This window comes from Pseudomonas sp. GNP014 (assembly GCF_054344005.1).
This window is the reverse complement of the sequence record NZ_JBTGUS010000001.1, coordinates 2549904-2571603: the sequence shown is the minus strand read 5'-3', so window position 1 is coordinate 2571603 and position 21700 is coordinate 2549904. Positions and strand designations below refer to the sequence as shown.

The window sequence follows — 21700 nt, the reverse complement described above, 5'->3', positions numbered from 1 at the left end:
CTAAAGTTAAGGTTGGTCGCGAGGCGGAACTTCGCAGACGCCGATGCGCTTGGCGGCCCAGCGTTCGTACAACCCGATGGCGACGTCGGCGCCGGCCATCGCTGTCAGGCAACCGAATGCGCCGGCGGCCCAGATCGAAAGACCGGCGGCGTACAGCAGCATGATTGCCGAGACGCCGCAGATCATGCAGGCGCCAGAGCGCAAGGCAAGGCGTCGCAGCAGTGACCAGCCACGGGCGCCCTCCTTGTCGGCGCGCCACATTTCGCCGGACACCCCGCCGACGACGGCGAGGAGGATGACCAGCCAGATCGGCATGTCCGCCAACGCTTGTTGCTCGTTTGTCATGTCACGCCTCCGGAAGTATTGGGTGAGTGGTGTGTGTTGGGATCAATCGCGTTCTCTTGAGGCAGGCATTCCAAAAAGCCCGGCGCTGAGGCTGGGCTTTTCAGTAATGCGCTCTCTATAGAGGGTGTGACGGTCATGACCGAATCAGAAAGGAGCGACCGGCCAGTTGACGGTGGATGGATAGCCGGATTGTTTGTTCATGTCGCTGAGACCAACGCAGTACTGTTTGTAAGCGAGCAACAGTGCTTGTTCTTCAGGTGTGGCAACACCAAGGTCGACCTTGTAGTGCAGGGAATTCAGCATCAACCACTGCCCTGCCGCAGAAAGAAGCTCCAGAGCTTCCTGCGCTACATCTTTCTCCATTTCTTGAGAGGTGGGTTCACTGAACTCCCAATCAACATAATTTGTCGTCGTACCCTTCCATCCCACCTGGACTGCCGGGTTTGCTGTGATATCCACCCAAAAACCATTCGACAACTTTGCTTCTACTGGCATGGCCGTAGGCTTCTCGACAGCGTCGACAATCACCAGAACTTTGTTGAAGGGTTTGGAATAGTTGAAGCGAACAAAAGCATAGCGGTTCATTTGTTTCTCCTGCTGGCACTCATTGCGAATGATTGGCTTGAGGCTCTGAGTAAACATCGCAGGCACTGTTGAATCGCCCGGTTATGCACCGGGCTCTTCAGCGTCGCACTGCGGATTTCAAATAGTGATGTTGCGGTGCAAGAAGCGCTGTTTATGGAACTTCAGGCCAGTTGACCGTCAGCGGATAACCAGGCTGTTTGTTGACGTTGCTCAGATCAATGAAGAACTGCTTATATTCCAGTAGCGCAGCTTTCTCAGCCGGCGTGGCCAGCCCCAGCTCAACCTTTTGCACCAAGGCCGACGTCGCCAGCGTGGTATTGGCTTTATCGAGACGATTGGTTCTTGCGTTACGCAATTGCATAGCCAGCAAGGACGGCTGGCCCCACATATCGCTGTCGGTAAATGTCCAGACGCCGTTGGTGTTTACCGCGTTCCAGGAGTAATCGATCTTCGGCAGTGCGCTGACATCCACCCAGACTTGATCTGCCGGAAACTCATCGGTGATCGGGTTAGCGGTTTCAAAAATGTTGTCGACCTTGCCAGCAACGACACGTGCGTACTTCTTCATGTTCATCTTCCTTTTTGATTGCCGGCATTGCGGCATTTCAGATCCTGCCCAGGTAGGCATTCCAAAAAGCCCGGCAGCAAAGCCGGGCTTTTCAGTAATGCGCTCCTTCGCCTTCCTTCAAATCCTGTGTTCGAGAAGGAAGCTGACTTTTCGGCGCTACTGGCGCGGTACGAGTCCATTCAGATTGTTTTTCCGACCGCGGTCCCTGCCCGCCGGATAACTGCTTCTGGTGCTTTACGCTGCACACCCGGGTCAGTTGCCAACCCTCTGAACCGTTGAGGCCGGTTCATCGCTGCCTGTTCTTGTGGAACTAAAGAGCTGTCTTGCTCAGCCGCTTTGTCGAGCGGCTTGGTGGCAAGAATATGCATTCATGCATATGCAGTCAATGCGTAAATGCATTTATTTTTGCGCGATAAATGCGCAAACGCATGAAACCCTCGTCAGGCAAGGCTTCTACGGTTTTCTCGAAGGCGAAAAAAAACCCGCCGATGGGCGGGTTTTGTCTGAGCGGGTGGCTTTATCGGGCGTACATGCCCCACCAGAAGACGTGACCGAGGATGACGATCTGCTCGTCCTGCATATCCTGGAAGCTGTAGTCCTCGTCCGGATGCTCGTCACGGTTGAAGCTGCGCAGACGGATACCGGTCGGCAGACGGTAGAGTTGCTTCACGCGCAACTGACCGTTGTGGTTGATCGCGTACAGGTCGCCATCAATGATGTCGCCGATGCCACACTTGCCGGCATTCACACCGACGGTGGCGCCGTCACGCAGCACCGGCAACATGCTGTTGCCGCGGACTGTCACGCATTTGGCCTGGTCGAACTGCACACCGTTATGGCGCAGGCTGCGCTTGCCGAAGCGCAGGCTGGAGCGTTCGCTCTCTTCGATGACGAATCTTCCTGATCCAGCAGCCAATTCAACCTCGCGAAGAAAGGGCACCGACACCTCGTCGTCATCGACAGGGGTATCGTCGTCCCACAGGCTTATGTCCTTGAGTTCCGCATGCACGTCATCACGCGCACCACCGGTCGCGGTCGCGACATCGGCGCGGCCGCGCAATTGATCGGTGCTCACATTGAAGTACTCGGCGATCTTCGAGATATGTTTATCCGAGGGATCGACGATCTTCCCGCTGAGAATCCGCGAGAGAGTGGATTGAGGCACGCCGGTGCGACGGTGGAGCTCCGTAGGGGAGATCCCGTGCTGGTCGAGCAGTGCTCTTAAGACGGAGGATACGTTGCGTTTTTGCATAACGCGCATAGTGCTTGAAGTTTTTCGCGAAGACAAATGCTGATTTGCATAAATCGTGCATAATTCTCAATTTCCTGAGAAAACTGCCAGTGAGCCGTCATGCCTGCGTCGAGCGGACTGCCCATGGTAACCTTGCGCCCATCGCGGAAAAGCCTGGGCCTTGCCCCGCTTCTACCCCACATCTTTTAACGAGTTGCCCGACAATCCGATGAATAAAGCCGTCTCCGACCTGTCCTCCCACACCCCGATGATGCAGCAATACTGGCGCCTGAAGAACCAGCACCCGGATCAGCTGATGTTCTATCGCATGGGCGACTTCTACGAGATCTTCTATGAGGATGCGAAGAAGGCCGCCAAGCTGCTCGACATCACGCTGACCGCCCGTGGGCAGTCGGCAGGGCAGGCGATTCCGATGTGCGGGATTCCTTATCACGCAGCGGAAGGTTACCTGGCGAAACTGGTCAAGCTCGGAGAGTCGGTGGTGATCTGCGAGCAGGTCGGCGACCCGGCCACCAGCAAAGGGCCGGTGGAACGTCAGGTAGTGCGAATCATCACGCCGGGCACAGTCAGCGATGAAGCGCTGCTGGATGAGCGGCGCGACAACCTGATCGCCGCCGTGCTGGGTGACGAGCGCCTGTTCGGTCTGGCGGTGCTGGACATCACCAGCGGCAACTTCACCGTGCTGGAGATCAAGGGCTGGGAGAACCTGCTGGCGGAGCTGGAACGGGTCAATCCGGTGGAGCTGTTGATCCCGGATGACTGGCCGAAAGACCTGCCGGCGGAAAAACGCCGTGGGGTACGGCGTCGTGCACCGTGGGATTTCGAGCGCGATTCGGCGCTGAAAAGTCTCTGCCAGCAATTCTCCACTCAGGATCTGAAAGGCTTCGGCTGCGAAACCCTGACGCTGGCCATCGGCGCCGCCGGTTGCCTGCTGGCCTACGCCAAGGAAACCCAGCGCACCGCCCTGCCCCACTTGCGCAGCCTGCGTCACGAACGTCTTGATGACACCGTCGTGCTCGATGGCGCGAGCCGGCGCAATCTGGAGCTGGACACGAACCTTGCCGGTGGCCGCGACAACACCCTGCAATCGGTGGTCGATCGCTGCCAGACCGCGATGGGCAGCCGCTTGCTGACCCGCTGGCTGAACCGTCCGCTGCGCGATCTGAGCGTGCTGCTGGCGCGGCAGACTTCGATCACTTGCCTGCTCGACGGGTACCGCTTCGAAAAGCTGCAACCACAGCTCAAGGAAATCGGCGACATCGAGCGGATTCTCGCGCGGATCGGGCTGCGCAATGCCCGTCCCCGTGACCTCGCCCGTCTGCGCGATGCGCTCGGCGCGTTGCCGCAACTGCAAGTGGCGATGACCGATCTGGAAGCGCCACACCTGCAACGTCTGGCGACCACCACCAGCACCTACCCGGAACTGGCGGCGCTGCTGGAAAAAGCCATCATCGACAACCCGCCTGCGGTGATCCGCGACGGCGGCGTGCTGAAAACCGGTTACGACAGTGAACTCGACGAACTGCAATCGCTGAGCGAGAACGCCGGCCAGTTCCTGATCGACCTGGAAGCCCGGGAAAAGGCACGTACCGGCCTGGCCAACCTGAAAGTCGGCTACAACCGTATTCACGGCTACTTTATCGAGCTCCCGAGCAAGCAGGCAGAATCCGCTCCGGCGGACTACATCCGTCGCCAGACCCTCAAGGGCGCCGAGCGCTTCATCACGCCGGAACTGAAAGAGTTCGAAGACAAGGCGCTGTCCGCCAAGAGCCGTGCCCTCGCCCGCGAGAAGATGCTCTACGAGGCCTTGCTGGAAGACCTGATCAGCCAGTTACCTCCGCTGCAGGACACTGCCGGCGCTCTGGCCGAGCTGGACGTGCTGAGCAACCTCGCCGAGCGTGCGCTGAACCTTGACCTGAACTGCCCGCGCTTCGTCAGCGAGCCGTGCATGCGCATCACCCAGGGCCGTCACCCGGTAGTCGAGCAAGTGCTGACCACGCCGTTCGTGGCCAACGACCTGAGCCTGGATGACAACACGCGGATGCTGGTAATCACCGGCCCGAACATGGGTGGTAAATCCACCTACATGCGCCAAACCGCGTTGATCGTGCTGCTGGCACACATCGGCAGCTTCGTACCGGCGGCCAGTTGCGAGTTGTCGCTGGTGGACCGGATCTTCACCCGGATCGGCTCCAGCGATGACCTCGCCGGTGGCCGCTCGACCTTCATGGTCGAGATGAGCGAAACCGCCAATATCCTGCACAACGCCACCGAACGCAGCCTGGTGCTGATGGACGAAGTCGGTCGCGGTACCAGCACCTTCGATGGTCTGTCCCTGGCATGGGCCGCCGCCGAGCGTCTGGCGCATCTGCGTGCCTATACTCTATTTGCCACGCACTATTTCGAACTGACTGTGTTGCCGGAAGCCGAGCCGTTGGTGGCCAACGTGCACCTGAACGCCACCGAGCACAACGAGCGCATCGTGTTCCTGCACCACGTGTTGCCGGGGCCTGCCAGCCAGAGCTACGGCCTGGCGGTGGCGCAACTGGCGGGTGTACCAAGTGAAGTAATCGTGCGTGCCCGTGAGCACCTGAGCCGACTGGAAGACACCGCATTGCCGCACGAAGCGCCAAAGCCTGCCGTCAAAGGCAAGCCGGCCGCTCCGCAGCAAAGCGACATGTTTGCCAGCCTGCCGCATCCGGTGCTCGATGAGTTGGCCAAAGTGGATCTGGATGACCTGACCCCGCGGCGGGCGCTCGAATTGTTATATGCACTTAAGAACCGGATCTAAGCACCAGCGAACCGGATATAACGCAAACGGCTTCAAGCTGTTAGAATCTCGCGCGGTTTGGGATGCTGCTGGCTAATAGCCTGGCCAGCAGACATCGCTCCCGAACCTGGCGACCCCAACCGTGAAGGGGCAACGCTGCCGCCGCCTGAGGAGAAAATTAGAAATGACCTTCGTCGTCACCGACAACTGCATCAAGTGCAAGTACACCGACTGCGTAGAAGTCTGTCCGGTGGACTGCTTTTACGAAGGCCCGAACTTCCTGGTGATTCACCCGGATGAGTGCATCGACTGCGCCCTGTGCGAACCCGAGTGCCCTGCCGTGGCCATTTTCTCCGAGGACGAAGTTCCGGAAGATATGCAGGAATTCATTCAGTTGAACGTTGAGCTGGCTGAAGTCTGGCCAAACATCACCGAGAAGAAAGAATCGCTGCCGGATGCCGAAGAGTGGGATGGCGTCAAAGGCAAGATCAAAGACCTCGAACGCTGATCTGTCGCGCGTTACCAAAAGGCCCCTTGCGGGCCTTTTTGCTTTTCTGCAGGCATAAAAAAGGGGCGGTTTGACCCGCCCACATTTTTTCCCTATTCCCTGTGTTCCTTTTCATCGTCCTGATGAATCGCGTCCTGCGATGTCCATTCCCCTCATCCTTGAAGGGCGTGTCTGTCCGTCGACACAGTGCTGATACTAAAGAGTTCCCTGCCGAGAGCAATCGGCCCTGAGGGCAGAAAAACGCTGTAATAAGCACTTCATATTAAAAAATAAGCATATAAATCATATAGTTAATCACTAGCACCGAAGGCAATCGACGTCTGCCGTCTTGCAAAAATAGGGAACACTTACGAAAGAGTAAGCCGAGGCTTACACCGCGAGACTACAAACGATGGAAATGCCGACCGTATGTCTGGTGATGAATGGTGTGGCGAGGCTGCTTGCTCCCTCGCCACAGGAAATTCCATTCCGTACTCGAGCAGGCAACAAAAAGCCCCGAACCAGTCGGGGCTTTTTGTGGGCGATCAATCGAAGCGCTTACTGGAACAGCGACTCGCTCGACAGGCCATTCTTCTCGAGGATTTCACGAAGGCGCTTGAGGCCTTCTACCTGAATCTGCCGCACCCGTTCCCGGGTCAGGCCGATCTCCAGGCCTACGTCCTCCAGCGTGCTGCTCTCGTGACCGCGCAGGCCGAAGCGGCGGACGACCACCTCGCGCTGCTTGTCGGTCAGTTCGGACAGCCATTGATCGATGCTCTGTGACAGGTCATCGTCCTGCAGCAGTTCGCAGGGATCGGTCGGACGATCATCAGTGAGGGTGTCGAGCAGGGTTTTATCCGAATCCGGACCCAGCGACACATCGACCGAAGAAACCCGCTCGTTCAGGCCGAGCATGCGCTTGACTTCGCCCACCGGTTTTTCCAGCAGGTTGGCGATCTCTTCGGGTGAAGGTTCATGGTCGAGCTTTTGCGTCAGCTCCCGTGCAGCCCGCAGGTACACGTTGAGCTCCTTGACCACATGGATCGGCAACCGGATGGTCCGGGTCTGATTCATGATCGCGCGCTCGATGGTCTGACGGATCCACCAGGTTGCGTAGGTCGAAAAGCGGAAGCCGCGCTCGGGATCGAACTTTTCCACCGCCCGGATCAGCCCGAGGTTGCCCTCTTCGATGAGATCCAGCAGCGACAGCCCCCGATTGACGTAACGCCGGGCGATTTTGACCACCAGCCGCAGGTTACTTTCAATCATGCGCTTGCGCCCGGCCGGATCACCACTCTGCGACAAACGCGCAAAATGGACCTCTTCTTCCGGGGAGAGCAATGGGGAAAAGCCGATTTCGTTGAGATACAACTGCGTGGCATCAAGTGCACGCGTGTAGTCGATGTACTTATGTTGTTTAAGTGAAGCGGAGTGTTTGGATTTGGAACGAACGGAAGGTGGAGCAGCCCCTTCATCATTCGACATCGAAGATTCCGAATCGATGCCGGCCTCCATAAGGAGAACCTCATCGTCGATGTCAAACTCCGGCACTTCTTTACTGAGAGCCATTGTTATAGTCCTTTGGTGAGTTCGACCCCAAGCTCAAGCGACGCCTTTATCCTTGGCAGCGCTGGAGCCTGTCCCCTCTACGCGACGGAACAGGCTGGCTTACAAATCAACGTCTTGGCAGGAACTGCAGCGGATCTACAGGTTTACCTTGTCGGCGAATCTCAAAATGCAGTTTCACCCGGTCTGTACCCGTTGACCCCATTTCGGCAATTGTCTGTCCGACCTTGACCTGCTGTCCCTCCCGAACCAACAGCCGACGGTTGTGACCGTAAGCACTGACGTAGGTTTCGCTGTGTTTGATGATGACTAATTCGCCGTAGCCCCTTAAGCCACTCCCGGCGTATACCACCGTCCCATCAGACGCAGCTAAAACAGGCTGTCCCAAATCTCCGGCGATATCAATTCCTTTATTCAAACTACCGTTTGAAGAGAATTTTCCAATGAGAATGCCATTAGATGGCCATCCCCAGCCGGTCGGGGCCGGACCCGCAGGAGGCAGTGGAGGCGGGGCAGATTTGCTGGCGACGGACGGTGCAGCCCCCGTAGAACCGGCACCGGACCCGGTCACGGTCGTGGTCGTCGTGCCATTCGCCTGGCGCCGGATTACCGTGGTTTTGCTCGACGATGAAGGCGAAGAACTGCTGTTGCTGACCACTGCCGTCGGCGTTGAACCTGTGCGCCCATCGAAGCGAATTGTCTGACCCGGGTGGATCGTATAGGGCGTAGGAATATTGTTCCGCGCCGCGAGGGCTTTGTAGTCCCAGCCGTAGCGAAAGGCGATGGAGAACATCGTATCGCCTGGACGAACTACGTACTGTCCGGTCGTCACTGTAGGACGCTGCGCAACCGCATTGTTACGATCGACCACCCGCACGTTGCTCGATTTGGTGCTGGAGCAACCCACCAGCAAGGTGCTCAAGACAAGGCCAGTCACCAGGCGCTGAAAGCTCGTGTTACCCATACGCTGCGCAATGACTGTGAGACTCACCCGCCGCTCCCTTTTGTGGTGGCTGAAAAAGTTGGCATGCCGGATTCGGCACGAAGTGTCGCAAGTATAACGGGCCGCACCGGCTTTACCTTTAATGAAGCGAAATCACTGCGCGCACACGTTTGCAAGTGACCAGTCTGCTGCGTTTAATCTCTCGCTGCCGGAGTAAGACCGAGGCGAACGAAAGGAATTCAGCACCCGTGAATAAATGCTCAGGCCAGCGGACCATTGAGCAAAGGCACGAAACGCACGGCCCCCAGAACGTGTTCGCGAAAAGCCGTGCTCTTCACGCACGATCAGCATCAGTTGCTGCACTTCACCCGAGCCCACCGGAATCACCATGCGTCCGCCCGGTGCCAGTTGATCAAGTAGCGCCTGCGGGACATCGGTGGCCACGGCGGTAACGATAATGCCGTTATAAGGCGCCAGTGCAGGCCAGCCCTCCCAGCCATCGCCCCAGCGAAATACCACATTGCGCAGGTTCAACTCGACCAGGCGTTCCTTGGCCCGGTCCTGCAGAACCTTGATGCGCTCCACCGAGAACACCCGCTCGACCAGTTGCGACAGCACCGCTGTCTGATAGCCAGAGCCGGTACCGATCTCCAGCACCTTGTCCAGCGGCCCGGCCTCCAGCAGCAGCTCGCTCATGCGCGCCACCATATAAGGCTGGGAAATGGTCTGGTTGTGGCCGATCGGCAGCGCCGTGTCTTCGTAGGCGCGATGTGCCAGCGCTTCGTCGACGAACAGGTGACGTGGCGTACGGCGGATCACTTCCAGCACCTTGGCGTTGGACAAGCCTTCTTCATATAGACGCTGGATCAGACGCTCGCGCGTGCGCTGCGACGTCATCCCGATGCCGCTGCGCATTCTGTCTTCGTGTTCACGAGCCATCAGCGCAGTCCCTCCAGCCAGCCGTCGAGACTTCTGAAGGCATCGTTGAAGGTGCGATCAAGCTGCAACGGGGTGATGGAAACGTAACCCTGCATCACCGCATGAAAGTCGGTGCCCGGCCCGCCGTCTTCGGCATCACCGGCAGCCGCAATCCAGTAACCGGCCTTGCCACGCGGATCGACCACTTTCATTGGCGCCGCCGCCCGGGCGCGATGGCCGAGACGGGTCAGTTGAATACCGCGAATGTGGTCGATCGGCAGATTCGGAATGTTCACGTTGAGTACCGTGCGCGGCGGCAGATCGAGCCCGGCATGGGCCTCGACCAGTTTGCGCGCAAACCAGGCCGCTGTCGGCAGATTATCCACCTGGCGCGAGACCAGCGAAAAGGCGAACGACGGACGCTCGAGGAAGCGCCCTTCGAGAGCAGCCGCCACGGTGCCGGAGTACAGCACGTCATCGCCCAGGTTGGCGCCGAGATTGATGCCGGACACCACCATGTCCGCCTCGCGCTCCAGCAGGCCGTTGAGGCCCAGATGCACGCAGTCGGTCGGGGTGCCGTTGAGGCTGATAAAACCGTTGGCCAGGTATTGCGGGTGCAATGGACGGTCGAGCGTCAGCGAGCTGCTGGCGCCGCTTTTGTCCTGCTCCGGGGCGATAACCACGCATTCGGTGTAATCCGCCAGCGCAGCATAAAGCGCGGCGAGACCGGGTGCAGTTACCCCATCGTCGTTAGAAATCAGAATACGCATGGGCTGTCCGTCTGCCCCACCGGCACCAGATCAACGAGTTCGCGCACCAATACGGTGGCGAAGCATCCGGCCGGAAGGACGAATTCCAGTTGCAGAATGTCAGGCTGGGGATAATGCCACGACAACCCGCCAATGGGCAGTCGCAGGATGCGACGTTCGTGGCTCATGCCGGCGTGAATCAACCAGTCGCGCAGATCCGCCTCACGGGCGGCGATCCCCTGTTCGAGTTCATGGACAGCGCCCGCGGTCGGAGAGTCACCTTCGCCCCACTGCGGCCCGGTCGGGTGCAGGTCGAGAATCGCCAGACGCGGGTCACTGCACTCGGCTTCACCGGCCGGGAAAAAACTGCGGCTGTCGGTGAACGCCAACAGATCGCCGACCTGGGCTGTTTGCCAGGTGCCATCGGCGACCCGTGCTGCGAGCACTTGATTGAACAGAAAACTGCGCGCCGTCGACAACAGTCGCGAACGCACATTGCGCTGTTCCGGCAAGGCTTTGCGCGTCGCCCAGGCACGAGCATCGACGACGTTGCCGCCGTCATGGCCGAAACGCTGGGCGCCAAAATAATTGGGAATGCCCTGCCTGGCGATCAGTTGCAGCCGCTGCTCGATCGCCGCCTTGTCGCCGGCGAACTGGGTCAGGCGCAGGGTAAAACCGTTGGCCGAATGCGCGCCGCGTTGCAGCTTGCGCTTGTGGCGCGTGGTCTTGAGGATCTTCAGCGTGTCGTTTTCCGCCGACGACAGATCCGGGTCAGCCTTGCCCGGCAGTTGCACGCTGAACCACTGACGGGTCAACGCCTGCCGATCCTTGAGCCCGGCATAGCTGACGGTACGCAATGGCACACCCGCCGCCTTGGCAATACGCCGCGCCGCTTCCTCGGTGTTCAGGCCACGTTTTTCGACCCAGATCCACAGGTGTTCGCCATCGCCGCTGAACGGGATGTCGAGCACTTCATCGACCTGAAAATCTTCGGCGATGGCTTTCAGTACCGCGGTGCCGAGCGGTTCGCCCCAGGCCCGCGGGCCGAGCAATTGCAGTTCGTTCATGCGCGCAGCAACAAGGCAACGGAATGCACGGCAATGCCTTCTTCGCGACCGACAAAGCCGAGCTTTTCGGTGGTGGTAGCTTTCACGTTCACTTGATCCAACTCAACTTGAAGATCGGCGGCGATCAACGCGCGCATGGATTCGATATGCGGAGCCATTTTCGGCGCCTGGGCGACGATGGTGTTGTCGACGTTGCCGACTTTCCAGCCTTTGGCGTGGATCAGCGCGACCACATGACGCAGCAGCACACGGCTGTCGGCGCCCTTGAATTGCGGGTCGGTATCCGGAAAGTGCTTGCCGATATCACCCAGCGCGGCCGCGCCGAGCAAGGCATCGCTCAAGGCGTGCAGCAGGACGTCACCGTCGGAATGAGCGAGCAGCCCGAAGCCGTGTGCAATGCGCACGCCGCCCAGAGTAATGAAATCGCCTTCAGCGAAACGGTGCACATCATAGCCGTGGCCAATACGCATAAAAAAACGCCCCGATTTTTGTCAGGGCGTGATTCTACCTGCATTAGGCCCGAAGGGCGCGTGCGTGATGCTGCAAGTGGTCGTCAATGAAGCTTGAGATAAAGAAATAACTATGGTCGTAGCCCGGCTGCAGACGCAGGGTCAGCGGATGACCCGCTTGTTTTGCCGCTTGTTGCAGGGCTTCGGGTTTGAGCTGAGTGGCGAGGAAGTCATCCCGATCACCCTGATCGACCAGCAACGGCAGCTTTTCAGTGGCCTCGGCGATCAGTGCACAGGCATCCCACTCTTTCCACTTCGAACGGTCTTCACCCAGATAGCGCGAGAACGCCTTCTGGCCCCACGGGCAATCCATCGGATTGTTGATCGGCGAAAACGCCGACACCGATTGGTAACGTCCCGGATTGCGCAGTGCACAGACCAGCGCCCCGTGGCCGCCCATGGAGTGGCCGCTGATGCTGCGTTTTGCCGACGCCGGGAAATGCGCTTCAACCAGTGCTGGCAATTCCTGCACGACATAGTCATGCATCCGATAGTGCCGCGCCCACGGTTCCTGCGTGGCGTTCAGGTAAAACCCGGCACCGAGGCCGAAGTCCCAGGCGCCATCCGGATCACCCGGCACGTCCGGGCCACGCGGACTGGTGTCCGGCGCCACAATGATCAACCCCAGCTCAGCCGCCATGCGCATCGCGCCAGCCTTTTGCATGAAATTCTCGTCGGTGCAGGTCAGGCCCGACAACCAGTACAGCACCGGCAGCTTGCCGCCCTGCTCCGCTTGCGGTGGCAGATACACGGCAAACACCATGTCACAGCCGAGCACCTCGGAGCGGTGGCGATAGCGCTTGTGCCAACCGCCGAAACTCTTCTGACAGGAGATGTTTTCCAGACTCATGGGGATTCTCCCAGCTGCAAGCGGCAAGCTTCGAGCTTCAAGAAAAGGCAAAAGCGCCCGGACTTGCAGCTTGAAGCTTGTAACTTGAGGCTGCTTTTAGAAATGAATGACGGTACGGATGCTCTTGCCTTCGTGCATCAGGTCGAAGGCCTTGTTGATGTCTTCCAGGCCCATGGTGTGGGTGATGAAAGTATCCAGCGGGATCTCGCCGCTCTGCGCCATGTCGACGTAGCTTGGCAGCTCGGTACGGCCACGCACGCCGCCGAACGCCGAACCGCGCCAGACACGCCCGGTCACCAGTTGGAACGGACGGGTGGAGATTTCCTGACCGGCTCCGGCCACGCCGATGATCACCGACTCGCCCCAGCCTTTGTGGCAGCATTCAAGGGCTGCACGCATCAGTTGCACGTTGCCGATGCACTCGAAAGAGAAATCGACGCCACCATCGGTCATGTCGACGATGACTTCCTGGATCGGGCGATCGAAATCCTTCGGGTTCACACAGTCGGTGGCGCCGAGCTGTCTGGCGATCTCGAACTTGGCCGGGTTGATGTCGATGGCAATGATCCGCGAGGCCTTGGCCTTCACGGCGCCGATCACGGCGGACAAACCGATGCCGCCCAGGCCGAAAATCGCCACGGTGTCACCTGGCTTGACCTTGGCGGTGTTAAGCACTGCACCGATACCGGTGGTCACGCCGCAACCGAGCAGGCAGACCTTTTCCAGCGGCGCATCCTTGGCGATTTTTGCCACGGAGATTTCGGGAAGCACGGTGTACTCGGAGAAAGTCGAGGTGCCCATGTAGTGGAAAATTGTTTCGCCCTTGTAGGAAAAGCGCGAAGTACCGTCCGGCATCAGGCCTTTACCCTGAGTCGAGCGAATCGCCTGGCACAGGTTGGTCTTGCCCGACTTACAGAATTTGCACTGGCCGCATTCCGGGGTGTACAGCGGGATCACGTGATCACCGACAGCTACCGAGGTCACGCCCTCGCCAATGGCTTCAACGATGGCACCGCCCTCGTGGCCGAGGATAGACGGGAAGATCCCTTCCGGGTCAGCGCCGGACAGGGTGTAGGCGTCAGTGTGGCAAACCCCGGACGCGACCACACGCAGCAACACTTCACCGGCCTTGGGCATGGCGACATCGACTTCTACGATTTCCAGCGGCTTCTTGGCCTCGAAGGCTACGGCGGCGCGCGACTTGATCATGCTGACTCTCCAGTGAATCCATTGAATAAAAAACCAGACAGCCAGTGTAGTTCAGCGCCAGGTGATGAATAATCGGGTCAAAAGCAAAACATTATTGCCATATAGGGATAATCCCGATGTCCGAAAACCGCTGGGAAGGCATCGACGAGTTCGTCGCCGTCGCCGAATGCAGCCAGTTCACCGCTGCCGCCGAACGCCTGGGTGTTTCCTCCTCCCACATCAGTCGCCAAATCGTACGGCTTGAGGAGCGTTTGCAGACACGCCTGCTCTACCGCAGTACCCGTCGCGTGACATTAACCGAGGCCGGACAAACGTTTCTGCAACATTGCCAACGCTTGCAGGACGGTCGCGAAGAAGCGCTGCGCGCGGTCGGCGACCTGACCAGCGAACCGAAAGGCATGCTGCGCATGACTTGCGCCGTGGCTTACGGCGAGCGTTTCATCGTGCCGTTGGTCACTCGATTCATGGGGTTGTACCCGCAGTTGCGCATTGATATTGAACTGTCCAACCGCCCACTCGATCTGGTTCATGAAGGCCTGGATCTGGCGGTCCGCCTGGGCCGATTGCAAGATTCACGATTAGTGGCCACGCGACTGGCGCCTCGGCGCATGTATCTGTGCGCGTCACCGTCCTACCTCGAACGGTATGGACGCCCGCACAGCCTGTCGGAACTGAGTCGGCACAATTGCCTGATTGGCAGTTCGGATATCTGGCAGCTGGAACAGAACGGGCGGGAATTTTCCCAGCGGGTGCAGGGAAACTGGCGCTGCAACAGTGGGCAAGCGGTGCTGGACGCAGCGCTGCAAGGGGTCGGTTTATGCCAGTTGCCGGACTATTACGTGCTTGAACATTTGCACAGTGGCGCGTTGATTTCCCTGCTGGAGGCGCATCAGCCGCCGAATACGGCAGTGTGGGCGCTGTACCCGCAGCAGCGGCATTTGTCGCCGAAGGTGCGCAAGTTGGTGGATTTTTTGAAGGAAGGGTTGGCTGAGCGGCCGGAGTATCAGGAATGAGTGTTGCGTTGGCTGCTCGCGATGGCGATTCAACAGGCACCACAAAAATTCAGTGGCGGTTAGCCCAACGCTGACGCAACCACTCCAGGTCTTCCGGCCGGGTAACCTTGAGGTTATCCGCCCGCCCTTCGATCAGACGTGGCGCCAGACCGGCCCACTCCATTGCCGAGGCTTCATCGGTAATCAGTGCATCCGCCACCAGACTGTCCGCCAGCGCTCGATGCAGCGCACCGAGGCGGAACATCTGCGGCGTGTAGGCCTGCCAGATCACGCTGCGATCGACCGTTTCGACCACACGGCCATGCTTGTCGACCCGCTTCAGCGTGTCGCGTGCCGGCACCGCCAGCAAACCACCCACCGGGTCATGCGCCAGCTCAGCCAGCAGCTTGTCGAGGTCATCACGGCCCAGGTTCGGTTGCGCGGCATCATGCACCAGCACCCAATCCTCATCATCGGCACCTTGCGCATGCAGATGCAGCAAGGCGTTGAGCACCGAGCCTGAACGCTCGGATCCGCCCTCGACACGCTGAATTCGCGAGTCAGTAGCGCACGCCAGGTTCGGCCAATAAGGATCGTCAACCGCCAGACTGACCACCAGGCCCTTCAGACTCGGGTGATCAAGGAAACAGCCAAGGCTGTGTTCGAGAATTGTACGTCCGCCCAGTTGCAGGTACTGCTTGGGACGGTCCGCGGCCATTCGGGCACCGACGCCCGCGGCAGGAATCACGGCCCAGAAGGCCGGCAGAGAATCGATCATTGGGCCAGCTGGTAAAGGGTTTCACCGTCCTTGACCATGCCCAGTTCATGGCGAGCCCGCTCTTCCACGGTCTCCATGCCTTTCTTCAGCTCGCTGACTTCAGCGTCCATCACCCGGTTGCGCTCCAGCAGGCCTTCGTTCTCGGCGTGCTGATCAGCAATCTGCTGTTTCAGCTCGGCGACCTGCGCCAGACTGCCATTGCCCACCCACAGGCGGTACTGCAGACCGGCCAGCAGCAAGAGCAAAACGAGAAACAACCAGTAAGGACTGCGCATCGAATATCAGGTATCCAGTGAAAAAAGACAGCCACGCCAAAACTTTGAAACGTCTGATAGCACGAAGCCTGGAAGATCCAGGCTTGTGCATGTAAGGCATCAGATTAGTGGTAAATCCATCGCTGTCACGACTTTTCCGACACAATCCGGTGTCCTTCCATCAGTTTGTACTTAGCCGCGGAACTCGCTGCGACCGTTGTACTTGGCTTTGCCATTCAACTGCTCTTCGATACGCAGCAGTTGGTTGTACTTGGAAACGCGGTCGGAACGGCACAGCGAACCGGTCTTGATCTGGCCAGCCGAGGTGCCCACAGCCAGGTCGGCGATGGTCGAGTCTTCGGTTTCGCCCGAACGGTGCGAGATCACTGCGGTGTAACCGGCGGCCTTGGCCATCTGGATGGCTTCCAGGGTTTCGGTCAGGGTGCCGATCTGGTTGAACTTGATCAGGATCGAGTTGGCGATCTTTTTATCGATGCCTTCTTTCAGGATCTTGGTGTTGGTCACGAACAGATCGTCGCCAACCAGTTGGGTCTTCTCGCCGATCTTGTCGGTGAGGATCTTCCAGCCAGCCCAGTCGGACTCGTCCAGACCGTCTTCGATCGAGATGATCGGATAACGTTCAGTCAGGCCTTTCAGGTAATCGGCGAAACCTTCAGCGGTGAACACCTGGCCTTCGCCAGACAGGTTGTACTTGCCGTCTTCGTAGAATTCGCTCGCCGCGCAGTCCAGCGCCAGGGTCACGTCGGTGCCCAGCTTGTAACCGGCGTTGGCCACTGCTTCGGAGATCACTTTCAGCGCGTCTTCGTTGGACGCCAGGTTCGGTGCGAAACCGCCTTCGTCGCCAACTGCAGTGCTCAGGCCACGAGCCTTCAGCACAGCTTTGAGGTGATGGAAAATCTCGGTGCCCATGCGCAGACCTTCCGAGAAAGTCTTGGCGCCGACCGGCTGCACCATGAATTCCTGGATGTCGACGTTGTTATCGGCGTGCTCGCCACCGTTGATGATGTTCATCATCGGTACCGGCATCGAGTAGACACCCGGGGTGCCGTTCAGGTTGGCGATGTGTGCGTACAGTGGCAGATCCTGATCCTGTGCAGCAGCCTTGGCCGCAGCCAGGGACACCGCGAGGATCGCGTTGGCGCCCAGAGTTGCCTTGTTTTCGGTACCGTCGAGCTTGATCATCGCGTGATCCAGGGCTTTCTGGTCGCTCGGGTCGGTGCCCAGCAGCAGATCGCGGATCGGACCGTTGATGTTGGCTACCGCTTTGAGCACGCCCTTGCCCAGGTAACGGCTCTTGTCGCCATCACGCAGCTCGAGCGCTTCACGCGAGCCAGTGGATGCACCGGACGGCGCGCAAGCGCTGCCGATGATGCCGTTGTCGAGAAGCACGTCCGCTTCCACGGTGGGATTGCCACGGGAGTCGAGAACTTCACGACCTTTGATGTCGACGATTTTTGCCATTGTTGTAAACACTCCAAAGTTGACGAAAACGACGCAGCTAGAGGAAATCTTTTTACCGTCGGCAAGGGGTGTGCAGCGGGCAGACTTGCAGACGATAACGCTCATGCCCGAGGGCATGAGCGACAAATCGTGCGGTACTTTACCGGAGAATTGAGGTTTACGCGGTTTCTACCGTCGGAAAACTCTTCACCAGTTCGTCCAAAGCTTTGAGCTGGGCCAGGAATGGCTCCAGTTTGTCCAGACGCAAGGCACAAGGGCCGTCGCATTTGGCGTTGTCCGGATCCGGATGGGCTTCGAGGAACAGACCGGCCAGCGACTGGCTCATGCCGGCCTTGGCCAGATCGGTGACTTGTGCACGGCGACCGCCGGCGGAGTCGGAACGACCGCCAGGCATTTGCAGCGAGTGGGTCACGTCGAAGAATACCGGGTACTCGAACTGCTTCATGATGCCGAAGCCGAGCATGTCGACCACGAGGTTGTTGTAGCCGAAGCTCGAACCACGCTCGCAGAGGATCAGTTGATCGTTACCCGCTTCCACGCACTTGTTCAGGATGTGCTTCATTTCCTGAGGCGCGAGGAACTGGGCTTTCTTGATGTTGATCACCGCGCCGGTCTTGGCCATCGCGACGACCAGATCGGTCTGGCGCGACAGGAAGGCCGGCAACTGGATGATGTCGCAGACTTCAGCGACGGCCTGAGCCTGATCAGGCTCGTGGACGTCGGTGATGATCGGCACGCCGAAGGCTTGTTTGATGTCCTGGAAGATGCGCATGCCCTCTTCCAGGCCAGGACCACGATAAGAGGTCACAGAAGAACGGTTGGCCTTGTCGAAACTGGCCTTGAACACGTAAGGGATGCCGAGCTTTTCGGTGACCTTCACGTACTCCTCGCAAACCTGCATGGCCATGTCACGGCTTTCCAGCACGTTCATGCCGCCGAACAGCACCATGGGTTTGTCGTTGGCAATCTCGATGTCGCCGACGCGGATGATCTTCTGTGCCATCGGGGTTACGCCTTCTTCTGGTGTTGAGCCAATGCTGCTTTGACAAAACCGCTGAACAGCGGATGGCCATCACGTGGTGTCGAGGTGAACTCAGGGTGGAACTGGCAAGCGACGAACCATGGATGATCCGGTGCTTCGACCACTTCAACCAGCGCGGCGTCAGCGGAGCGACCGGAGATTTTCAGGCCGGCTTCGATGATTTGTGGCAGCAGGTTGTTGTTCACTTCGTAGCGGTGACGGTGACGCTCGACAATCACATCCTTGCCGTAGCAATCGTGCACCTTGGAGCCGGCCTCGAGCAGGCATTCCTGAGCGCCCAGGCGCATGGTGCCGCCCAGATCGGACGCTTCGGTACGCACTTCAACCGCGCCGGTGGCGTCTTCCCACTCGGTGATCAGACCCACGACCGGATGGCCGCTGGCGCGATCGAACTCGGTGGAGTTGGCGTCTTTCCAGCCCAGCACGTTACGGGCGAACTCGATCACCGCCACTTGCATGCCGAGGCAGATGCCCAGGTACGGAACCTTGTTTTCGCGAGCGTACTGAACGGCAGTAATCTTGCCTTCCACGCCGCGCAGACCGAAGCCACCCGGTACGAGGATCGCATCGACACCTTCGAGCAGCGCAGTGCCCTGGTTTTCGATGTCTTCGGAGTCGATGTAGCGCAGATTGACCTTGGTACGGTTGCTGATGCCGGCGTGACTCATCGCTTCGATCAGCGACTTGTAGGCGTCCAGCAGTTCCATGTACTTGCCGACCATCGCGATGGTCACTTCGTGTTCCGGGTTCAGCTTGGCATCAACCACAGCTTCCCACTCGGACAGGTCAGCGCTGCCGCACTGCAGGCCAAAACGCTCGACGACAAAATCGTCCAGACCCTGCGAGTGCAGGATGCCCGGGATCTTGTAGATGGTGTCGGCGTCTTCCAGCGCGATGACCGCACGTTCTTCAACGTTGGTGAACTGAGCGATCTTGCGACGCGACGAAACGTCGATCGGGTGATCGGAACGGCACACCAGCACGTCTGGCTGCAGGCCGATCGAACGCAGTTCCTTCACGGAGTGCTGGGTCGGCTTGGTTTTGGTCTCGCCAGCGGTGGCGATGTACGGCACCAGTGTCAGGTGCATCAACATCGCGCGCTTGGCGCCGACTTCGAAACGCAGCTGACGGATGGCTTCAAGGAACGGTTGCGACTCGATGTCACCGACGGTGCCACCGATTTCGACCATTGCCACGTCAGCGTCACCGGCACCTTTGATGATGCGACGCTTGATTTCGTCGGTGATGTGCGGAATCACCTGAATGGTTGCACCCAGGTAGTCACCACGGCGCTCTTTGCGCAGCACGTGCTCGTAGACACGGCCGGTGGTGAAGTTGTTGTTCTGGGTCATGGTCGTGCGGATGAACCGCTCGTAGTGGCCCAGGTCCAGGTCGGTCTCGGCGCCGTCGTGGGTGACGAACACTTCACCGTGCTGGAACGGGCTCATGGTGCCCGGGTCGACGTTGATGTACGGATCCAGCTTAAGCATGGTGACCTTAAGCCCCCGCGCCTCCAGGATGGCCGCCAATGAAGCCGAGGCAATGCCTTTCCCCAATGAAGAAACAACACCGCCCGTGACGAATATGTAGCGCGTCATGAAAAACCCTAGAAGTCTGCGTTAAAGCGGTACGAGCCGCCGGGGAAAGCGAAGGAAGGCCGAAGCCCCCGATCACCTGCATTAATCACAGTGCACCTTTCAAAAAAACCGCCGCGTTGGGACAGACCGGCAGATGAAACACCGGTACGTTGCTCGCTACACATTTTTTGGAATCGCCCAGCAAAGACTGCTTGGTAATCGGCAACTCCTGCAATTCAGGCGAATCCACAGAAGTTGTATCAAGAAGGGAGCGTAGTCTACCGGAATGCTCCTTTCAGCTCAAACCTTGATCTTCGTCTGTTGGCTGCCAATGCAATTTCCAGCCATCGCGCCCATCGCCATCAAGCCCCGGCAGGTTCGCCACCGCGAGCAATTCTGCGCCACGAAACAGCAGCGGCAATCTGCCACGCACGAAGGCCGGCACTGCCCGCTCATTGAGCAGGCGCTTGAGATCGCGGTGGCCGCGATCGGCCAGACGCATCACTTCGCCGCCCTGCCGATAGGCAATGCGCAGCGGCCCGGCAGGCGCCTGCCCCGTGAGCATGACACGGCCGTTATCGGGCAAGCGTAGCGCTGACGTCGGGGCTTGCCACTCGCCACCGATCACCGGCGTGCGCAGCCAGTTGCCACTGAGCCACCACAATCGACCGGCGCTGCGATGCAACTCGCCATCGGCCAGACGCCAGATCGGTGAAGCATCGCCGGCGGCATGGCACAGATCGTCCCAACCCGACCAATGGTCAGTGTCGGGCAGTCGCGTCAGCGGTTCGAGCCAGTGCCTCAGCGCGTTTCGTTGACGGGCGGCAGACAGCCCGGACAGCGGGGCCAATGTCAGCGACGGCAGGCCCAGCCACTCGAAATCGTGGGCAGTGCCGGCCTGAGCCAGATCCATCTGCGCCAGCTCATCGAGCAAGCCTTGTGCGTCACGCAGATGCGCGGCGCTGCGGGCCATGTTCGCCTGCGCTTGCGGCCAGCGCTCGCTCAGCGCCGGCATGACCTGATGGCGCAGGTAATTGCGCGAGAACTGCCGATGCTGATTCGACGGATCTTCGATCCAGCTTAACGAGTGAGCCTGTGCATAGCGTTCCAGCTCGGCGCGAGTGACATCCAGCAACGGACGAATCAACGTGCCCTGCCCCACAGGCCTTTGCTGCGGCATTCCCGACAATCCACGCACTCCCGCGCCACGCAGCAGCCGAAACAGCAGCGTTTCCGCCTGATCATCACGGTGCTGGCCAGTGAGCAATACGTCATTGGCTAGTGTCTGGGCACTGAATACCGCGTAACGCGCATCCCGCGCCGCCCGCTCCAGACTCGCGCCTGGCTGCACCTTCACCCGCTCGACCAGCAACGGCACCCCCAGCGCATCACATACGGCCTGGCAATGTTGCGGCCACGCATCAGCCGCAGTCTGAAGACCATGATGGATATGGATGGCGCTCAGTGCAGGGAGTGATTCGGTTTTTGCCAGATCGGCAAGCAGGTGCAGGAGGACGGTGGAATCGAGACCACCGGAAAACGCGATGCGCCAATGCGCGGCGTTGCGCCACTGCTCAAGGTTGCGCAAAAGCCGTGAAGGCAAATCAATCGAAAGCGGACTCATTTTTTACCTTCACGGAAAGCCAATGTGGGAGCGAGCTTGCTCGCGAAAGCGGTTCAACATTCAACATTTTCGTTGTTTGTTATAACGCCTTCGCGAGCAAGCTCGCTCCCACAGTGTTTTGCATTGTCAGCCG

The 21700-nt window shown here is 59.2% G+C and carries 20 protein-coding genes and 1 pseudogene; 3 read left to right on the top strand and 18 right to left on the bottom strand.

What is annotated here, in order from left to right; translation table 11 throughout:
* Nucleotides 1-6: 6 nt before the first annotated feature.
* From ACXX9E_RS11425 to ACXX9E_RS11410, 4 genes are all read right to left on the bottom strand, one after another.
* Nucleotides 7-345 (bottom strand): phage holin family protein, encoded by a 339-nt coding sequence (locus ACXX9E_RS11425; protein WP_011332709.1) that lies wholly within the window; start codon nt 343-345, stop codon nt 7-9.
* A gap of 144 nt (nt 346-489) precedes the next feature.
* A complete protein-coding gene (locus tag ACXX9E_RS11420; protein WP_225931062.1) occupies nt 490-930 on the bottom strand; it encodes a tail fiber assembly protein in 441 nt (146 codons plus the stop codon).
* Between the two features lie 151 nt (nt 931-1081).
* On the bottom strand, nt 1082-1498 hold the full coding sequence (locus ACXX9E_RS11415) for a tail fiber assembly protein (RefSeq protein WP_186745157.1): 417 nt from the start codon (nt 1496-1498) through the stop codon (nt 1082-1084).
* Nucleotides 1499-2015: 517 nt separating this feature from the next.
* The gene (locus ACXX9E_RS11410; protein ID WP_047291917.1) at nt 2016-2750 is read right to left on the bottom strand and encodes a LexA family transcriptional regulator; all 735 of its coding nucleotides are present in this window, start codon (nt 2748-2750) and stop codon (nt 2016-2018) included.
* A gap of 208 nt (nt 2751-2958) precedes the next feature.
* On the opposite strand from ACXX9E_RS11410, the gene mutS reads away from it, so the two are divergent.
* Nucleotides 2959-5541, top strand: coding sequence for a DNA mismatch repair protein MutS (gene mutS / locus ACXX9E_RS11405; protein WP_267799722.1), 2583 nt, complete (start codon nt 2959-2961; stop codon nt 5539-5541).
* 163 nt (nt 5542-5704) lie between these two features.
* Complete coding sequence (gene fdxA / locus ACXX9E_RS11400; RefSeq protein ID WP_123465120.1) at nt 5705-6028, top strand: ferredoxin FdxA; 324 nt, start codon at nt 5705-5707, stop codon at nt 6026-6028.
* A gap of 537 nt (nt 6029-6565) precedes the next feature.
* On the opposite strand, the gene rpoS is transcribed toward fdxA, so the two are convergent.
* The 8 genes and pseudogenes from rpoS to ACXX9E_RS11360 all read right to left on the bottom strand — a co-directional run bounded on the left by rpoS (nt 6566) and on the right by ACXX9E_RS11360 (nt 13818).
* The gene (gene rpoS, locus ACXX9E_RS11395; RefSeq protein ID WP_016985073.1) at nt 6566-7576 is read right to left on the bottom strand and encodes an RNA polymerase sigma factor RpoS; all 1011 of its coding nucleotides are present in this window, start codon (nt 7574-7576) and stop codon (nt 6566-6568) included.
* Between the two features lie 106 nt (nt 7577-7682).
* Complete coding sequence (locus ACXX9E_RS11390) at nt 7683-8564, bottom strand: peptidoglycan DD-metalloendopeptidase family protein (protein WP_458555440.1); 882 nt, start codon at nt 8562-8564, stop codon at nt 7683-7685.
* Between the two features lie 212 nt (nt 8565-8776).
* Nucleotides 8777-9413 (bottom strand): annotated as a pseudogene (locus tag ACXX9E_RS11385) (protein-L-isoaspartate(D-aspartate) O-methyltransferase).
* 41 nt (nt 9414-9454) lie between these two features.
* Nucleotides 9455-10204, bottom strand: coding sequence for a 5'/3'-nucleotidase SurE (gene surE, locus ACXX9E_RS11380; protein WP_123465116.1), 750 nt, complete (start codon nt 10202-10204; stop codon nt 9455-9457).
* Nucleotides 10192-11250: a tRNA pseudouridine(13) synthase TruD gene (truD, locus tag ACXX9E_RS11375; RefSeq protein WP_458555439.1), complete on the bottom strand. Its 1059-nt coding sequence runs from the start codon at nt 11248-11250 to the stop codon at nt 10192-10194. The genes surE and truD overlap by 13 nt, the downstream gene beginning before the upstream one ends.
* Nucleotides 11247-11720 (bottom strand): 2-C-methyl-D-erythritol 2,4-cyclodiphosphate synthase, encoded by a 474-nt coding sequence (gene ispF, locus ACXX9E_RS11370; RefSeq protein WP_007907189.1) that lies wholly within the window; start codon nt 11718-11720, stop codon nt 11247-11249. The genes truD and ispF overlap by 4 nt, the downstream gene beginning before the upstream one ends.
* 43 nt (nt 11721-11763) lie before the next feature.
* Nucleotides 11764-12615, bottom strand: a complete 852-nt coding sequence (fghA, locus tag ACXX9E_RS11365) for an S-formylglutathione hydrolase (protein ID WP_186745212.1) — start codon at nt 12613-12615, stop codon at nt 11764-11766.
* A 90-nt stretch (nt 12616-12705) separates the two neighbouring features.
* Nucleotides 12706-13818: an S-(hydroxymethyl)glutathione dehydrogenase/class III alcohol dehydrogenase gene (locus tag ACXX9E_RS11360; protein ID WP_123465111.1), complete on the bottom strand. Its 1113-nt coding sequence runs from the start codon at nt 13816-13818 to the stop codon at nt 12706-12708.
* A 116-nt stretch (nt 13819-13934) separates the two neighbouring features.
* Here ACXX9E_RS11360 and ACXX9E_RS11355 point away from each other — a divergent pair, with 116 nt between their 5' ends.
* Nucleotides 13935-14831, top strand: a complete 897-nt coding sequence (locus ACXX9E_RS11355; RefSeq protein WP_123465109.1) for a LysR substrate-binding domain-containing protein — start codon at nt 13935-13937, stop codon at nt 14829-14831.
* A gap of 49 nt (nt 14832-14880) precedes the next feature.
* Here the strand turns inward: ACXX9E_RS11355 and ispD are convergent, their stop codons facing one another.
* The 6 genes from ispD to tilS all read right to left on the bottom strand — a co-directional run bounded on the left by ispD (nt 14881) and on the right by tilS (nt 21567).
* Nucleotides 14881-15588 (bottom strand): 2-C-methyl-D-erythritol 4-phosphate cytidylyltransferase, encoded by a 708-nt coding sequence (gene ispD, locus ACXX9E_RS11350; RefSeq protein ID WP_458555438.1) that lies wholly within the window; start codon nt 15586-15588, stop codon nt 14881-14883.
* The gene (gene ftsB, locus ACXX9E_RS11345) at nt 15585-15863 is read right to left on the bottom strand and encodes a cell division protein FtsB (protein ID WP_007964293.1); all 279 of its coding nucleotides are present in this window, start codon (nt 15861-15863) and stop codon (nt 15585-15587) included. Before ftsB ends, ispD begins: the two co-directional genes overlap by 4 nt.
* 171 nt (nt 15864-16034) lie before the next feature.
* The gene (eno, locus tag ACXX9E_RS11340) at nt 16035-17324 is read right to left on the bottom strand and encodes a phosphopyruvate hydratase (RefSeq protein ID WP_003222156.1); all 1290 of its coding nucleotides are present in this window, start codon (nt 17322-17324) and stop codon (nt 16035-16037) included.
* A gap of 157 nt (nt 17325-17481) precedes the next feature.
* Nucleotides 17482-18327 (bottom strand): 3-deoxy-8-phosphooctulonate synthase, encoded by an 846-nt coding sequence (kdsA, locus tag ACXX9E_RS11335; RefSeq protein ID WP_123465105.1) that lies wholly within the window; start codon nt 18325-18327, stop codon nt 17482-17484.
* 5 nt (nt 18328-18332) lie between these two features.
* The gene (gene pyrG, locus ACXX9E_RS11330) at nt 18333-19964 is read right to left on the bottom strand and encodes a CTP synthase (RefSeq protein WP_123465103.1); all 1632 of its coding nucleotides are present in this window, start codon (nt 19962-19964) and stop codon (nt 18333-18335) included.
* A 274-nt stretch (nt 19965-20238) separates the two neighbouring features.
* Nucleotides 20239-21567, bottom strand: coding sequence for a tRNA lysidine(34) synthetase TilS (gene tilS, locus ACXX9E_RS11325; RefSeq protein ID WP_458555437.1), 1329 nt, complete (start codon nt 21565-21567; stop codon nt 20239-20241).
* Nucleotides 21568-21700 lie beyond the last annotated feature (133 nt).

Bases quoted from the DNA above. Each gene is read 5' to 3' on its own strand.
- ACXX9E_RS11360 (WP_123465111.1), bottom strand. From the start codon at position 13,818: ATGATCAAGTCGCGCGCCGCCGTAGCCTTCGAGGCCAAGAAGCCGCTG.
- ACXX9E_RS11425 (WP_011332709.1), bottom strand. From the start codon at position 345: ATGACAAACGAGCAACAAGCGTTGGCGGACATGCCGATCTGGCTGGTC.
- ispF (WP_007907189.1), bottom strand. From the start codon at position 11,720: ATGCGTATTGGCCACGGCTATGATGTGCACCGTTTCGCTGAAGGCGAT.
- ACXX9E_RS11420 (WP_225931062.1), bottom strand. From the start codon at position 930: ATGAACCGCTATGCTTTTGTTCGCTTCAACTATTCCAAACCCTTCAAC.
- ispD (WP_458555438.1), bottom strand. From the start codon at position 15,588: ATGATCGATTCTCTGCCGGCCTTCTGGGCCGTGATTCCTGCCGCGGGC.
- mutS (WP_267799722.1), top strand. From the start codon at position 2,959: ATGAATAAAGCCGTCTCCGACCTGTCCTCCCACACCCCGATGATGCAG.
- truD (WP_458555439.1), bottom strand. From the start codon at position 11,250: ATGAACGAACTGCAATTGCTCGGCCCGCGGGCCTGGGGCGAACCGCTC.
- tilS (WP_458555437.1), bottom strand. From the start codon at position 21,567: ATGAGTCCGCTTTCGATTGATTTGCCTTCACGGCTTTTGCGCAACCTT.
- surE (WP_123465116.1), bottom strand. From the start codon at position 10,204: ATGCGTATTCTGATTTCTAACGACGATGGGGTAACTGCACCCGGTCTC.
- fdxA (WP_123465120.1), top strand. From the start codon at position 5,705: ATGACCTTCGTCGTCACCGACAACTGCATCAAGTGCAAGTACACCGAC.
- ACXX9E_RS11355 (WP_123465109.1), top strand. From the start codon at position 13,935: ATGTCCGAAAACCGCTGGGAAGGCATCGACGAGTTCGTCGCCGTCGCC.
- kdsA (WP_123465105.1), bottom strand. From the start codon at position 18,327: ATGGCACAGAAGATCATCCGCGTCGGCGACATCGAGATTGCCAACGAC.
- ACXX9E_RS11415 (WP_186745157.1), bottom strand. From the start codon at position 1,498: ATGAAGAAGTACGCACGTGTCGTTGCTGGCAAGGTCGACAACATTTTT.
- ftsB (WP_007964293.1), bottom strand. From the start codon at position 15,863: ATGCGCAGTCCTTACTGGTTGTTTCTCGTTTTGCTCTTGCTGCTGGCC.
- ACXX9E_RS11410 (WP_047291917.1), bottom strand. From the start codon at position 2,750: ATGCAAAAACGCAACGTATCCTCCGTCTTAAGAGCACTGCTCGACCAG.
- eno (WP_003222156.1), bottom strand. From the start codon at position 17,324: ATGGCAAAAATCGTCGACATCAAAGGTCGTGAAGTTCTCGACTCCCGT.
- rpoS (WP_016985073.1), bottom strand. From the start codon at position 7,576: ATGGCTCTCAGTAAAGAAGTGCCGGAGTTTGACATCGACGATGAGGTT.
- pyrG (WP_123465103.1), bottom strand. From the start codon at position 19,964: ATGACGCGCTACATATTCGTCACGGGCGGTGTTGTTTCTTCATTGGGG.